This window comes from Magnetospirillum molischianum DSM 120, from assembly GCF_000294655.1.
Taxonomy (GTDB): domain Bacteria; phylum Pseudomonadota; class Alphaproteobacteria; order Rhodospirillales; family Magnetospirillaceae; genus Phaeospirillum; species Phaeospirillum molischianum.
Window position 1 is genome coordinate 31,956 of record NZ_CAHP01000042.1, and the last position, 12,956, is coordinate 44,911.

Genomic DNA, 12,956 nt, shown 5'->3' on the forward strand with positions numbered 1-12,956 from the left:
AGAGAGCCGAAATCATGATGGGAAAGGGTATCATGATCGTAGGGTGTTTGGAATAATACTGTTTGATATCAGTATATTGTCGTATTTGCACGCAAGTGAGCGAAGGTCGCTCGGTGATGATTTATCAAACTCATAACCTGAAGGTCGCAGGTTCAAATCCTGCCCCCGCAACCACTGAAACCGACACTCCCGAGCCCCCAAGGCCGGGAGTGTTCGCGTTTTGGGCCGTCCATTCGAGGATGGCGGCCAAATCTCCATACAGCACCGCGTCGATCTGGCCGCGCTTGGGGCCGGGCGTCAGCGTAATCTTCTCAATCAGGCTCCGGATCGCGTCGGCGGCTTCGTCGCGTTCGTCGGTGTGGGACAGTGCCTCGGCGAGGCGGGCCACCTTGCGGACGTAGATGTCGGCGACGTTGGGGTGAATGTCGGGGATGTCGGCGGGGGCCTGGGCAAGGCGCGCGTTGATCTCGTCTTCCCGGGCTTCCAGTTCCCGCAGGCGGGCCATTACGGCACGGCTGCCGCCGCCGTCCTCGACCTGGGTGACAAGTTCCTTGATGGTGCGGGCGATCTTGTCCAGTTCGCGGCGCTCGGTCTCGCCATCGGCGCGGCGCGTGTGGTTGCGGCGGTTGGTTTCCTCGACATAGGCGCGGATCGCCTCGGCGGCGGCCTCTGGGGCCATCAGGCGGTCCTTCAGTCCGATCAACACCCGTTCTTCCAGGGCGTCGCGGCGGATGGTGCGGCTGTTGGCGCAAGTTCCGGTCATGATGTGGGTGGAGCAGCCATAGCGGTCCTGGCCGCGCAAGGCGAAGGGACCGCCGCAGCAGCCGCAGACCAGCAGGCCGGACAGCAAGGAGCGCGGCCGGTGGGTGGCGTTGAGGGGATTGGCGGCCCGTTCGGCGGCGCGGGCGGCGAAGGAATCGCGCACGGCGGTAATGACGGTGGCGTATTCCGTCGCCAGGGATTGTTGCCGGGCCTTGGCGGCCTGCCACAGCGTGTCGTCGATGATCCGCAACTCGGGCACCTCGGTGACGATCCAGGCCCCGGGCGGATTGATCCGCGACACCCGTTTGCCGGTGGCAGGGTCCTTGACGTAGCGCTGGCGGTTCCACACCAGCCGGCCGATGTAGAGTTCGTTGTTGAGGAAGCCGGTGCCGCGCTTGGCGTGGCCGCGCAGGGTGGAATCCGTCCACAGCGTGCTGTCCGGTCCCGGGATGCCCTCGTTGTTGAGGCGCCGCGCGATGGTGCGCGGGCTGATGCCGACGGCGAAGTCGCGAAACACGCGGCGCACCACCTCCGCTTGGGCCGAGTTGACGGTCCTTTCCCCCCTTACCGGCTCGCCGGCCGCGTCGAGGCGTTTCACCACGTCGTAGCCGTAGCACACAGTCCGCCGCCGGCCTTGCCGGCTTCGACCCGGCCGCGCAGGCCCCGGTGAGTCTTGGCGGCGAGGTCCTTCAGGAACAGCGCGTTCATCGTCCCCTTGAGGCCGACATGGAGTTCGGAAATTTCGCCCTCGGCCAGGGTGACGATGGTAAGGCCGGCGAAGGTGAGATGCTTGAACAGGGTCGCCACGTCGGCCTGGTCACGGGAAATACGGTCCAGGGCCTCGGCGACAACCAGGTCGAACTTGCCGCACCGGGCGTCGGTCAACAGGGTCTGAATGCCGGGGCGCAGGATCGTGCTGGCCCCGGAAATGGCGGCGTCATGGTAGCAGGCGGTGACGGTCCAGCCCTGGCGTGCCGCGTGTTCCCGGCAGATGCGGAACTGGTCTTCAATCGACGCGGCCCGCTGAGTGTCGGAGGAATAGCGGGCGTACAGCGCAACACGGGGCATGGCAATCACTCCATGATCAGACGTGGGTCTCGCCGATGACGCGAATCCGACCCTGCGCGCGATTGCGCGGTTTCGTCTTGACAGTGATCTCGACATCCTGGCCGAGCGCTGTCAGCAGCCGCATCAGTCGTTCGCTGGAGAAGTTCGCAAGCCGCCCGTTGATCAGGGCCGAGACCTTCGGCTGATCGATGCCCATGAGGGCGGCGGCTGCGACCTGGGTCAGGCGCCGACGCTTGATGACCTGCCGGATATGGCTTGCAAGTTGGGCCTTGGTCAGTTCTTCCTCGGGCTCGGCCAAGCCGATATCGGCGAACACGTTGCCGCTGCTTTCCGTTACCGGGATTTCGGCTTCTCGCTCTTTGACCATTGCTCGTAATCCTCTTTCGCTCGTTTGAGCCGTTGGTCGATCAAGTCCAGTTCGGCCTTGGGCGTGGCGATACCGCGTTTGGATTTCTTCTGGAAGGCGTGCAGGACATAGACCGCATTGGCGAAGCGCACGGTGTACACGGTACGGAAGGTGTCTCCGTCGAAGTCGTCCACAACCTCCAACACGCCAGCATCGCCAAAGCCTTTCAGTGGCTTCGCATAAGGGGCTTTGCGACCGATCTGCGCTTCCCAAAGGGCGCCGCCAACCCGCCGCCGCGTCTCTTCCGGAAAACCGCTCAGATCTTCCTTGCTGGTGCCGACCCAGCGCACGGGCTTGGGCTGATTGACGCTGGAACGTTCCGCCATGACTTCTAACCTCTCCTCAGAGTATGCCTTTTCGGGCATAAGGTCAAGTCCCTTTGCGGCGAGGCAATGGGAGAAAGGGGGCAATGCAGGATGCGGATGGCCGGCGGAAGGGGCTGCGCCCAGCCCCATTTTGCCAAGCGGGCAGGGCAAAATCTCAAGGCACGTCGTCATCCCGGTTGTCGTTGGCGGCCGTGATGCGCCGCTCGAAGTCATCGCGGGCCATCTGTCGTCCGATCAGCCGGGCAAGGCGCAGGACCACGGTGTCGATTCGTTGCCAAGCGTTCCGCTCCGCCTCGCTCATCCCTTCCAGGGAGTCCGGTCTCTTTTCGCTTCCCATGGCAAATCTCCAGAGACTTACGACTCCTCGCCCAGGGCCTGGGCTTCGGCACCGGGGGCGGGCAAAGCGGCGGCATAGATCAACTGGTGGCGGATGAAGCGGGCGAGGCTGTGGCTGATGAGGAAGGATTCGCTGTTACCGCGTTCCACGGCGCGGGCGATGCGGTCGAGCCGGACCAGAATGCGTTCATCGACCTCGGGTGCTGCCCGCCGGTTGAGATAGGTTTCCACCATCTCCAAGAGCAGGTCGGAGCGTGCCCGCTTCTGGCTTTTGGCCATCTGGGTGAGGCGCTTGCTCAACTCGTCGGGAAGAAAAAGCTGGTGGCGGGTCTTGCCCCGGATCATTGCGCATCCTCCGGTTACAATCCTTTCTCAAGGATGCGCCGTAACCTGGGATGAGCGTGATAGCCTTTATTCTGCGCAATGGCACGCTCTCGCGTTTACAGGGCCGGTCCGCCGCGCCCGCGCCCGATGGTCCAGTCGATGGTGTCGCCTCGGTCGATGCCGGAGATATGGCGGCCGATATGCCGCTCCAGGTCCCTCCGCCAGGGCACCAGGGTGAATTCCAGCGATTTCTCGACCACGGCATAGCGCCCGCCCGCGCTTTCGACCGAGCGGCGGAAGATGCCCTCGACCCGCTCGCCCTTCGCGGCTTCGACGTAGGGCAAGCCGATCTCGGCGGACAATTGCTTGCCCAGGTGCTGGAGTTCTCTGCGCTGGAGTTGGGCGAGGATGTCGGTGCGGTAGATCACCTCGTGGCCGTCGCGCTCCATCAGCTTCTGATCGATCAGCCATTGTTGGCGTCGCACCATCGCCTGATAAACGTCCCGGCCGAAGCCATGCGAGGCGAGCGGTTGGGTTTCCTCGTGGATGATGCGGCGGTCCAACCATGTCGGGGCGTCGGCGCCGATCTGGCGTTCGATGGAAATGGAGGACAGGGTGTCGATGGCGACGGGACGAAGCGCGGTCAATTTCCGCTCGTAGGCTCTTACCCGGTCGAGGTGATCCGGTTTGATGATCCAGGTGCCATCCGCCTCGCGTTCGACGGCACCCGTCGCGCGCCGGATGGCTTCCAGCCGGCGGACATGAGTCTGGGCGAACGTTTCCGAGGCGGTGGGGTCGTGGAACAGGTGTCGCTCGATGCTATAGCGCCCGTCGTGAGCCCTCGCGATCTCGGTCACGGTGCGGTCCACCGTGCGAGGTTCGGTGGTGGCGTTGGAAACGCGGAGCACGCTGCCCACGGGGAAGCTGCCCTCGGTCTCGCCGATATCGACGTAATGGCTGTACCCGTCGATGCCGTCGAGCACCAGATAACGGCGCACGCCCATTTCGTCGGCCAGCCCGCGCGCGACGACGCGGCCGATCACGGGCGGGCTGTCGGGATCATGGACGAGGTAGTAGTGCGGCGGGCGGTCGAGCCCGGCCTCGGTCATCGCCCGGTGCATGGTCTTGATGATGTCGCCGCGCTCGCCCATGCGGCGCAACACGTCTTCGGTGTTCTCCGACAGCGACCAGGAGAGCGGACCGTCCGGGGTGGCAAGGCCCATCCGTTCGAGCCGTCGTGCCCGCGCGATCAACAGTTGGTGATGCCTGCGGCCGAAGTCGGTGGTGGCCGTATCCAGGCGCAAATCGATGACGCCGTCCTCGGCGCGTTCGATCAGCGTCTTGTCGAGGCGGGTCAGGCGCTCGGCCTCGACTTCCTGTTCGAGCTGGCGTCCGACCTCCAGTTCGGTTTGGGGGCCAAGATCACGGGTCAGGATTTCGCTGGCGCGATGACGGATGCCATGGGCGATGTAGTCGCCAGCGATGTTGAGAATCTTGCCGTCCTCGGTGATGCCGCGCACCACAATATGGACATGGGGATGGCCGGTGTCGAAGTGCTCGGCCGCCACCCAGTCCAGCGTGGTGCCGAGGTCGGCTTCCACCTTCGCCATGACATCGCGGGTGAAGGGCATGAGGTTGTCGTAGGCGGCGCCGTCCTCGGGCGAGAGGATCATGCGGAACTGGTGGCGGTCGTCGGCTCCACGCTCGGTAAAAGCGTCGCGGTCCACCTCGTCGGCGAAGGTGGAAAAGAGCCGTCCCGGCTCGCCCGCGCGCGTCACCCCGTCGCGTTCCAGATAGTGCAGATGGGCGTGGAGGCCGCCAGTGTTCCCGCCAAGCTTGACGATGCGCACCTTGACGGTGACTCGGCGGGGCCGCACCCGCATTCCCGACGCCCGGTCGAACGACCAGCCCGAGCCGCGAGGAAAGGTCGCTGCGATCTTGGCACCTCGGCCTCGCGCATTGAAGCGTCCGGTCCGGGGCGTCCGGGGCTTTGACGCCAGACCGTGCAAGTGCCGGGGATTGCCGCCGGCCTTTGCTAAGCGGGGCAGGATTTCGGCGCGCAAGCCCTTCGCCGCGTGCCCGCCATCACTGCGGGGGCGGCCGGGACGGTAATCCCCCCTGGAAATAAGGGGGTGGGGACGTAGAATTTTCTCGGTCTTGCGAACGAGGAGATTCGGATGAAGAAGAGTCGGTTCACGGACGCCCAGATCATGGGGATCCTGCGTCAGGCGGAGGACGGTATCCCGGTCCTGACGCTGTGCCGCGATCACCAGATGAGCAGCGCGACGTTCTACAAATGGCGGGCAAAATACGGCGGCATGGACGCCTCGATGATCTCGGAGATGAAGGGGCTTGAGGACGAGAACCGGCGGCTGAAGAAGATGTTTGCCGAGCTCAGCATGCAGAATGAATTGCTCCGCGAGGCGCTCGGAAAAAATAACCCGGCCATCCCAGCGCCGGGAGATGGCCGAGACAGCCGTGGCGCGACGAGGGATCAGTATCGCGTTGGCGTGCCGGACGTTTGGGCTGAGCGAGACGTGCTATCGCTACAGCCCGAGGCTCTCCGACGAGAACGAGCAGATCGCCGACCTTCTGATTGGGCTGACCCAGGCCAGAAAGACCTGGGGATTCGGCCTCTGCTTCCTGTATCTGCGCAACATTCAGGGGCATGGCTGGAACCACAAACGGGTCTATCGGATCTATCGCGCGTTGGAACTGAACCTGCGCATCAAGCCCCGCAAGCGGCTCAAACGCGACAAGCCCGATGAACTGACGGTGCCAGACGCCCCCAACCAGGTCTGGTCGATGGACTTCATGGCAGATCGTCTGGAGGACGGCCGGGCTTTCCGGCTTCTCAACGTGCTGGATGATTTCAATCGGGAGGGGCTCGGCATCGAAGTCGATTTCTCTCTGCCCGCCGAACGGGTCGTGCGTGTACTGAACCAGATCATCGAATGGCGCGGCAAGCCGGGGGCTATTCGGGTCGATAATGGCCCCGAATATATCAGCGGCACGCTGATGAAATGGGCCGAGACGCACGGCATCGCCCTTCAACACATCCAGCCCGGCAAGCCGCAGCAGAACGCCTATGTCGAGCGCTACAACCGGACGGTCCGGCATGAATGGCTGGGGCAAATCCTCTTTGAAACCATCGCGGAGGTACAGGATCACGCGACAGAATGGCTCTGGACCTACAACAACGACCGCCCCAATATGGGTATCGGTGGCATCACGCCCGCCCAGAAACTGAAATTGGCCGCATGAGTTCTATGTCCAACCCCCGCTAAAAATGGGGGGATTACCCAATTGTCCGTCAATTCGATCGCCCAAACCGGCCGATGGGATGGCCGGATGCCGTCGAAAATCAGCTCTCGCGCAAGGTGAAGGGCGCGTATTTTGGCTCGAAAATTGCGGCGTTTACCTCGGCGAAATCAGCAATACGCGACACGGGATTGCCATGATGACGGTGTTGCCGCAACCTTGTTGCTGTCGAAAACTCACAACCAATTTCGTTCCAGGATGGGGCCGTCGTGTTTTTTTGAGCGGCCTATGTCTGCCGCAAACGGCATGGCCACACGGCCCCCAAGCATCGAGGCAGTGTGGCCCAACTGTTAGACCATATCCATCTCAGAAAATGAGGGAGCAAAGATACTCAAGAAACAGCCTTAATCGCTCGGTAATTGATGTGTATTCTGGTATGTATAGTGATGCATAACTTATGCAGGGGAGATGTAGTCTCTTGTTGTTTTGATCGCCAAGTGGAGCTCACGTTCACTGCATCCAAAAAGACTTGCTGCGGTGTCGCGAGAAATCAAACCATTGTCCAATGCGCAAACAATGCAATAAGCGAAGCGACCGCGACGCGATATTGGAACGCTCTCTGGCTGAAAAAGGGGGACAGCCAAAGACTCTCTTCCCTCCCATTCACTGAAATCTGGATTGCGAATTTTTATATGGTCTGCATCTATCTGATGGTTGCTTGAGTTCGCCAAGTGATACCCAGCAGCCATTCTGCCGATCCCATATTTTGCAATGATGCTCTCAAGTCCCGTGCTCCCCTCACCGGCGGTCCTGAACTCATTTATAATGGCCGCTCCCGGAGCTAGAAACTCAATCGCAAAGGCGTTTGCGCGGCGCTCTACATGGTCGAGCGAAGTCTCTCCCACGTCTTTGTTAATGAGATTGTAGCCGTCGATCGTAATTTTTTGTAATTTTTCGTCGGGATCCCATAGAAGGTGGCCGAGTTCATGGGCCATCGTCATGCGGCGGATCAATGGATTTTTATTTTCTCCGGTCACATTGATTACTATGCCTCGATGATCTCCTGCGGCAACTGTTGCTCCGGCAAATGATGAGTGGAGCTCAAGTTGTATAACGGGAATCCTTAACCAATCCTCGATTACTTCTTTAATCGATAAGACGGGATCGCCTTCTTTTATTCCTAGTATTTTTCTTGCTTTTTGCGCAAGCTCATAACCAACTTTGTAATCTGGGTGCCATTTATCCCCATAATCTGGTTCTGGCGAGAAATCGCCCCTAGGGTCGTTGCGATTTCTCTCGTATAGAGCGGAGATTTCATTTTGCTTCTGGATGGTCCAGGCGGCTTCCGCAAGGCGGAGTGCCGTATTCTCCGTAAACTTCACGCTATCGCTGGAGCGCAGCTTCCTAAGACGAATTCCTAAAGTGTTGGCTTCTGACGAATTAATATTCTTCCCAAGATAGTCTTCATTGAGTCCAAGTGTTCTTGATATCTTTTCCAGGTCTCTAAATGAAACTTGCCTGCGTTCTTTAAATCTATTAATGCTTTCGTCCGTCCAGTGAATTTTTTTTGCGACAAAATCAAGCTCTAATCCAAGGCTATTAAGTTGATTTTGGATGGAGCGGTAGGGTTCGTCCTTGTTCTCAAGAATGGGTGTTGATAGTTTGTCCGCAAGGTGCTTCAGGGTATTCCAGCCGAAGAGGCGCAGTGCTTCCTTTGCATTGATTTTGCGTCCAGTTGCATTTTCTTTATAAAAAGACAATTGGTGCTGACTTCGGACGAACTGCGTTTGAGACGTGGACGCACGCTCTTCCGCTGTTTCTCCGTTGCTATCCGCGCCAAACACGGCCTTCAGCTCATCTACCGTCATATTGGGGCCTCCCAGGACGGCGCTCCGAGGAGAACGGAGTTCGGAACTGACGCATTGTCTATGTCAAAGCCCATCGACGCCACGTGGTATCCAGACTTCCTAAGGGAATCGACAATGACGCAAAATTCTTCGTTTGATGAAGCGCCGTATCTTCCTGAATTCGCATTCACTATTATTTTGTCTTTCTCAAAAAACCAAAGTTCACCCCCGGAGTGAGCTTGTTTTCCTCCTGTCAGATTGGAATGCTTTATGCATTTTCCTTCTAAAGCCTGTCCCCAGGGGCAGGCCTCAAGTGCGATCGGAAAATCTTCGGGTCGGATTACCCAAAGGTAGCGAGACGTTTCTGCAATTTTGGATGTGGTCGGCATCGATGTTATGCAGGGGAACCGTTCGACTGAAGCGGGAGCGCATGGGAACTCATGCATCCCATCCGCCATTTTTATTTGGATAGTCTCATCCGAATTGTTTGGTTCTCTCTGCATAGGTTTTACCGGATATTGCGCACGATATGTCTTGAGCATATCCGAAGGGCTAACGACAATTTCCGTATCTAAGCACTCAGGCAACATTCCGCACTCCACACCTATAGGGGGAAAAGGCTACCCCATGCCCCTATTTTTGTCATGTGAGAATCTTTGCGAGATATTGTCGCACATCCGTTGTCCCCTCTCCGTTATCTCGGCCAAGGTATCATACTCCCTCCTGATCCATACTTCAGGCTTCAGATTGAAGTCGTTAATGAATGCCTTTCTCGGCCATTGCCCGCCCCCGCAACCACTTTCGTTATAACTCGCTCCAATGCGAGATCTGATCCAAACCCCCGCAAGCTAACTCCTTGCGGGGGTTTCGTTTTTGACGTTTGCCATCTTCCTCTCGAGGAATTTCTGGCGGTGTAGGCGATAGCTTAACCAACCCGCCATTCTGTCCAAACGGACGGGGCCACCTCTCATCACCGATTTACCCGTCAATTCCCGCGAGGAGGCCATCGAGAAACTCAATTGGTATGCTCTGCGGTGGAAAATCGAGGTGTTCCATAAAATCCTGAAATCAGGCTGCCCGGCTGAAGACGGCCGAACGCCTGGTGAGATTGATCGCCGTCTTCTGCATCCTGAGTTGGCGGGTGTTTTGGATGACGATGCTGAACAGATCATCGCCGAGCGCAGATCCCGGTGTCGCCTTGACCAAGGAGGAGGCTGTCCTGCTCGACCGTCTGGTCCTCGACAAGCCGGCTGCGCATGAACCGCAAAAAACGCTCGATGCGTATTTGATCAAAATCGCTCGGCTTGGCGGTTACCTCGCCCGAGCCAGCGACCCTCCACCAGGAAACATGGTCATGTGGAGGGGCCTCTCCCGCCTGACCGATATAAAACTGGGCGCCATGCTCGCTCTCGATGGACTTGTGGGTAATTGAAAGCCGGTGTGGGCCGTCTTTTCGGCCGTGATTTAATCTGAGGTAATTTGGCATCGCTGCAAGCACCGGTGTTTGCAGCACTGCTAAAGACGGTGCGATGGCTCCGGTTCATGTGATGACGAGTGTCGAACGTCGACGCCGGTGGAATGACGATGTGATCCTGAGCATCCTCGCCCGCCGTCACCAGCCGCCCGTTCTGCCCAGCGTCATCACCCCCAATGCCCTGCGGCTGACCATCGAGTCCTTGGCCGATTGCGGCCGTTACGACAGCCTCTGGAGGGTCGCCTGATGGATCGTTCTGGAGGCCATGAGCGAGCTCAAGCTCTATGGCATGCGCGCCAGCTTCGATGAGATCGCCGGAAAGGGGCTGGTCTGCCGGGACGAGATCTATCCGCTTCTCGCCAGCCTGATCCGCGCCGAACGGGTCCATCGCCAAGCCAAGTCGATCAGCTATCGCATGCGCTGCGCCAGGTTTCCGGTCTTGAAGGATCTCGACAGCTTTGTCTTCGCTGACACCCCAACTCATATCTTCCTTGGTAAGTATGCCTATATCATGGGATTAATGCAGTCACTAAACCAAGCATTAGTGACTTGCATAATACTATAATAAATAGATTTTCCGCCGAATTAGCCATGATTTTTTGCTTATTTTTGTAAAAATCTCCGATGAATGCGGTATTTTGTGCAAAAAGAAGCTGAAATTACATCTTCGATACTTGTTGGGGCGGAAGCGGCTCGAGATGCTCTCCAAGCCAGGGCTGTTCAGTTCTCCCTATGAGACCCCGTACCCTCCGCCCGCCGAGCGGTAAGCGTTAAACGGCAGATCAGATCTATGGCAGCGGGGGTGGCGATAACGCAGTCCAACATGGCGGAAACCTCAGGAAGACTGAAATCCCTCCTTCAGCATGATCCGCATCGCATGTTGGACAAAAACCAGACCGTCTTTGGCCTAATCCCCACAGGCTCCGTCCACCGTGGAGGGCGCAACGCCATTTTCCCGCAGGTAAGCGATAACGTCCTTTGCGGCGATGGCGAAGCCAGCGCTGCTGGCCTGCTGGACCGAGACATTGATGTAGGTGTTAATGCCCACAACCCGGCCGCATTGATCCACCAGCGGTCCGCCGCTGTTGCCACCGGAGATTGGCGCAGAATGGGCGATGGTCAGTAAACGGTCTCTGTTCTGTAAAGCCATCACCGTGCCCTGGCTCATGGCCAATTCCGGCATGGACTTTAGGTCGCCCTTCAGCAGGGAGCGGAAAGCCATGTCGTTATCCAGCAGCAGGCCGGGATAACCGGCGGCCACCACTTTCTCCAACTCCTCGACCTTGTCGGTCAGGGTCAGAACCTGAGCCACGCCCGGCCCTTCGACCTGTAGCAAAGCATAGTCGCGGGCACCGAAGCCCTGTCCGGCCACATGAGTCAATATCTTGGCCGGACGGGGACCGGAAAGCCCCTGGCCGATGACCACCACCTCGGAGCCTTTGCTGGTCTCCACCACATGATTGTTGGTCACAACCAGATTGGGGGCGACGAAGAAGCCCGAACCAGTCCCGTGATCGGCGATCACCAACACCACCGCTTTGTGGAGCCGTTCCACCAAGTCCTGACGATCCAGAGCCTTGCCATTGGAGACCGGTTGAGGCGACGCCTTGTCTGGTGCCTGATAGGCCTTGTCAGCAGAAGGCTGGACCGCTGAGGAGGTGGGATCGGACATCAGCAGGGCCTGAGCCTCGACCGGCGTGGCGCAAGGATCTCCCTTGAGCATGGTCTGCAGCTTGCCGACATATTCCTGTAGGGCCTGATTGCGCTGCTTCTGGGCGGCGACTTCGGGGCCGGCCTCGGCCATTGCAGGCAGGGACAGGCCAAGTAGAAACGCCAAACATACGGCGAGCTTACGATCCATCATGGCCATCCCCGCTTCCATCCTAATCAGCGATGCAAGGCCATATCGACCTGGCTCTCAAGAGCCTCTTTCTCCTTTTGCAAGGTATCAAGGCGGGCCTTCTTCTCGGCGTCGGGCGTGAAGCTGTCCTGCTTGACCGTATCGACCTTGGCCTGAAGTTCCTCCACCTGCTGTTGCAGGTCGACGACGTCCTTCTTGGCCTTGGCCTTGGCGCTATTGGCCGAAGCCAGCTTCTTGCGAATGGCCGCCAGATCCTTGTTCATAGTGGCCAGTTTGGTTTCAGAGGCGGTGCGCTGGGCAGCGACGGCGTCGCGTTCGGAATTGGCGCGGTCCAGGCTGCGCTGCTGCTGAGTGTTCTGATCCTGGGCGTCTTCCAGGGTCTTCTTACGCTCGTCCACCCGCTGGCTATAGGTGCCATCGGTCAGGTTCTTAACCCCCGAGAAGAAGCCGCCCTTGGCCGGATCGTCGTTGGTGGCGCATCCCACCAAAGCAAAAGACAGGGCCGCGATGCAGACACCGGCGCGCAAAGCGTTGCTGTTCATCGTCATCCCCTTACCCGACGTTCGAAACTTTGCGGCGCGTCACCAGACTGCTCAACTGATCGTCCAGTTGGGCAATCTGCGTTTGCAAATTCTTGATCTCGCCGTCCATCTTGGCCCGCTCGGCGACCGAGGTTCCGGCCTGATTCTGCTTAGCGTTAGCCACATATTTGTCGCGGCGTTCCTTCAGAGAGGCGATGGTCTTCTGCAGATAGGCTGTATTTTCATCCACATGGGCCATACGGCTCTTGGCCTCGGCCATGGTGATCTTCTTGGCAGCCAGATCGGCATCGATCTGCTCGATACGGCTGCGGTCCGTGGCGATGGTGCTGCGCGCCGTCTGAATCAGCGCGGCCAGACGCTCGTTGTCCTTATGGACTTCGTCGATCTGGGCGTTATAGCGCTGTTCGGTGTTGGCGTACTGCTCCTGCTTGTTGGCAACCACGGCTCCGGTTCCGGCGCCGACTGCAGCACCAGCGGCACAGCCAACGGCGGCTCCCTCGCCCTTGCTGTTCTTACCTGCCACCAAAAGGCCAAGCAGCGTGCCGGCGATGCAGCCAACCACCGCGCCCTCGGCCACGGTCTGGTTGAAGGTGTTGGCCTGTTGACGCAGGCGCTGCTCATCGGGAGACAGCTGACCATTGGGATCGGCCCCTGGCTTATTGCCATCGGTGGCGCAAGCCGCCAGCAGGAAGCAGGCCGCCACAATGGCGGAAACGGGACGAAGAATGGACGCCTTGATCATGTGATCC

Annotated in this window: 15 protein-coding genes; 4 read left to right on the forward strand and 11 right to left on the reverse strand. The window is 59.1% G+C overall.

All coding sequences use genetic code 11. The annotated features are described in order from the left end of the window. Positions 1-130: 130 nt before the first annotated feature. The 7 genes from PHAMO_RS15175 to PHAMO_RS15200 all read right to left on the reverse strand — a co-directional run bounded on the left by PHAMO_RS15175 (position 131) and on the right by PHAMO_RS15200 (position 5,285). Positions 131-1,360 carry a recombinase family protein gene (locus PHAMO_RS15175; protein WP_328285757.1) on the reverse strand — a complete coding sequence of 410 codons (1,230 nt, stop codon included), beginning with the start codon at positions 1,358-1,360 and terminating at the stop codon, positions 131-133. After that, entirely contained in the window at positions 1,357-1,830 is a 474-nt protein-coding gene (locus tag PHAMO_RS20480; protein ID WP_328285758.1) for a recombinase family protein, read from the reverse strand. The genes PHAMO_RS15175 and PHAMO_RS20480 overlap by 4 nt, the downstream gene beginning before the upstream one ends. Positions 1,831-1,846: 16 nt before the next feature. Continuing rightward, entirely contained in the window at positions 1,847-2,197 is a 351-nt protein-coding gene (locus PHAMO_RS15180; RefSeq protein WP_002730578.1) for a helix-turn-helix domain-containing protein, read from the reverse strand. Then, a complete protein-coding gene (locus PHAMO_RS15185) occupies positions 2,164-2,562 on the reverse strand; it encodes a type II toxin-antitoxin system RelE/ParE family toxin (RefSeq protein WP_002730579.1) in 399 nt (132 codons plus the stop codon). Before PHAMO_RS15185 ends, PHAMO_RS15180 begins: the two co-directional genes overlap by 34 nt. Positions 2,563-2,716: 154 nt before the next feature. Beyond that, on the reverse strand, positions 2,717-2,899 hold the full coding sequence (locus PHAMO_RS15190) for a hypothetical protein (RefSeq protein ID WP_002730580.1): 183 nt from the start codon (positions 2,897-2,899) through the stop codon (positions 2,717-2,719). Positions 2,900-2,916: 17 nt separating this feature from the next. Further along, positions 2,917-3,243 (reverse strand): hypothetical protein, encoded by a 327-nt coding sequence (locus tag PHAMO_RS15195; RefSeq protein WP_002730582.1) that lies wholly within the window; start codon positions 3,241-3,243, stop codon positions 2,917-2,919. Between the two features lie 95 nt (positions 3,244-3,338). Continuing rightward, positions 3,339-5,285: a DUF3363 domain-containing protein gene (locus tag PHAMO_RS15200; RefSeq protein WP_202801580.1), complete on the reverse strand. Its 1,947-nt coding sequence runs from the start codon at positions 5,283-5,285 to the stop codon at positions 3,339-3,341. 114 nt (positions 5,286-5,399) lie between these two features. Here PHAMO_RS15200 and PHAMO_RS15205 point away from each other — a divergent pair. Continuing rightward, positions 5,400-6,486 (forward strand): IS3 family transposase gene (locus PHAMO_RS15205; protein ID WP_155801837.1). Its coding sequence is split into 2 segments (ribosomal slippage): positions 5,400-5,656 and positions 5,655-6,486, totalling 1,089 coding nucleotides; the frame shifts between segments, so codons are not numbered across the junction. Positions 6,487-6,938: 452 nt separating this feature from the next. Here the strand turns inward: PHAMO_RS15205 and PHAMO_RS15210 are convergent. Beyond that, positions 6,939-8,351 (reverse strand): ImmA/IrrE family metallo-endopeptidase, encoded by a 1,413-nt coding sequence (locus PHAMO_RS15210; protein ID WP_002730586.1) that lies wholly within the window; start codon positions 8,349-8,351, stop codon positions 6,939-6,941. A gap of 1,129 nt (positions 8,352-9,480) precedes the next feature. On the opposite strand from PHAMO_RS15210, the gene PHAMO_RS19890 reads away from it, so the two are divergent. The 3 genes from PHAMO_RS19890 to PHAMO_RS15225 all read left to right on the forward strand — a co-directional run bounded on the left by PHAMO_RS19890 (position 9,481) and on the right by PHAMO_RS15225 (position 10,369). Further along, positions 9,481-9,762, forward strand: coding sequence for a hypothetical protein (locus PHAMO_RS19890; protein WP_002730587.1), 282 nt, complete (start codon positions 9,481-9,483; stop codon positions 9,760-9,762). A 97-nt stretch (positions 9,763-9,859) separates the two neighbouring features. Then, positions 9,860-10,051: a hypothetical protein gene (locus PHAMO_RS15220; RefSeq protein WP_002730588.1), complete on the forward strand. Its 192-nt coding sequence runs from the start codon at positions 9,860-9,862 to the stop codon at positions 10,049-10,051. Positions 10,052-10,069: 18 nt separating this feature from the next. Further along, entirely contained in the window at positions 10,070-10,369 is a 300-nt protein-coding gene (locus PHAMO_RS15225; RefSeq protein WP_002730589.1) for a P-loop NTPase family protein, read from the forward strand. A 342-nt stretch (positions 10,370-10,711) separates the two neighbouring features. On the opposite strand, the gene PHAMO_RS15230 is transcribed toward PHAMO_RS15225, so the two are convergent. The 3 genes from PHAMO_RS15230 to PHAMO_RS18690 are packed head-to-tail and all read right to left on the reverse strand — an operon-like array spanning position 10,712 to position 12,949. Beyond that, entirely contained in the window at positions 10,712-11,668 is a 957-nt protein-coding gene (locus tag PHAMO_RS15230) for a S1C family serine protease (protein ID WP_162136966.1), read from the reverse strand. 23 nt (positions 11,669-11,691) lie between these two features. Next, positions 11,692-12,207: a coiled-coil domain-containing protein gene (locus PHAMO_RS15235; protein ID WP_155801838.1), complete on the reverse strand. Its 516-nt coding sequence runs from the start codon at positions 12,205-12,207 to the stop codon at positions 11,692-11,694. A gap of 10 nt (positions 12,208-12,217) precedes the next feature. Next, positions 12,218-12,949: a hypothetical protein gene (locus tag PHAMO_RS18690; protein ID WP_002730593.1), complete on the reverse strand. Its 732-nt coding sequence runs from the start codon at positions 12,947-12,949 to the stop codon at positions 12,218-12,220. Between the last annotated feature and the right edge of the window lie 7 nt (positions 12,950-12,956).

Excerpts from the sequence above, each read along its gene's own strand:
- PHAMO_RS15180 (WP_002730578.1), bottom strand. The coding sequence starts at position 2,197 with ATGGTCAAAGAGCGAGAAGCCGAAATCCCGGTAACGGAAAGCAGCGGC.
- PHAMO_RS19890 (WP_002730587.1), top strand. The coding sequence starts at position 9,481 with ATGACGATGCTGAACAGATCATCGCCGAGCGCAGATCCCGGTGTCGCC.
- PHAMO_RS15225 (WP_002730589.1), top strand. The coding sequence starts at position 10,070 with ATGAGCGAGCTCAAGCTCTATGGCATGCGCGCCAGCTTCGATGAGATC.
- PHAMO_RS15230 (WP_162136966.1), bottom strand. The coding sequence starts at position 11,668 with ATGATGGATCGTAAGCTCGCCGTATGTTTGGCGTTTCTACTTGGCCTG.
- PHAMO_RS15190 (WP_002730580.1), bottom strand. The coding sequence starts at position 2,899 with ATGGGAAGCGAAAAGAGACCGGACTCCCTGGAAGGGATGAGCGAGGCG.
- PHAMO_RS18690 (WP_002730593.1), bottom strand. The coding sequence starts at position 12,949 with ATGATCAAGGCGTCCATTCTTCGTCCCGTTTCCGCCATTGTGGCGGCC.
- PHAMO_RS15210 (WP_002730586.1), bottom strand. The coding sequence starts at position 8,351 with ATGACGGTAGATGAGCTGAAGGCCGTGTTTGGCGCGGATAGCAACGGA.
- PHAMO_RS20480 (WP_328285758.1), bottom strand. The coding sequence starts at position 1,830 with ATGCCCCGTGTTGCGCTGTACGCCCGCTATTCCTCCGACACTCAGCGG.
- PHAMO_RS15195 (WP_002730582.1), bottom strand. The coding sequence starts at position 3,243 with ATGATCCGGGGCAAGACCCGCCACCAGCTTTTTCTTCCCGACGAGTTG.
- PHAMO_RS15220 (WP_002730588.1), top strand. The coding sequence starts at position 9,860 with ATGGCTCCGGTTCATGTGATGACGAGTGTCGAACGTCGACGCCGGTGG.
- PHAMO_RS15185 (WP_002730579.1), bottom strand. The coding sequence starts at position 2,562 with ATGGCGGAACGTTCCAGCGTCAATCAGCCCAAGCCCGTGCGCTGGGTC.
- PHAMO_RS15235 (WP_155801838.1), bottom strand. The coding sequence starts at position 12,207 with ATGAACAGCAACGCTTTGCGCGCCGGTGTCTGCATCGCGGCCCTGTCT.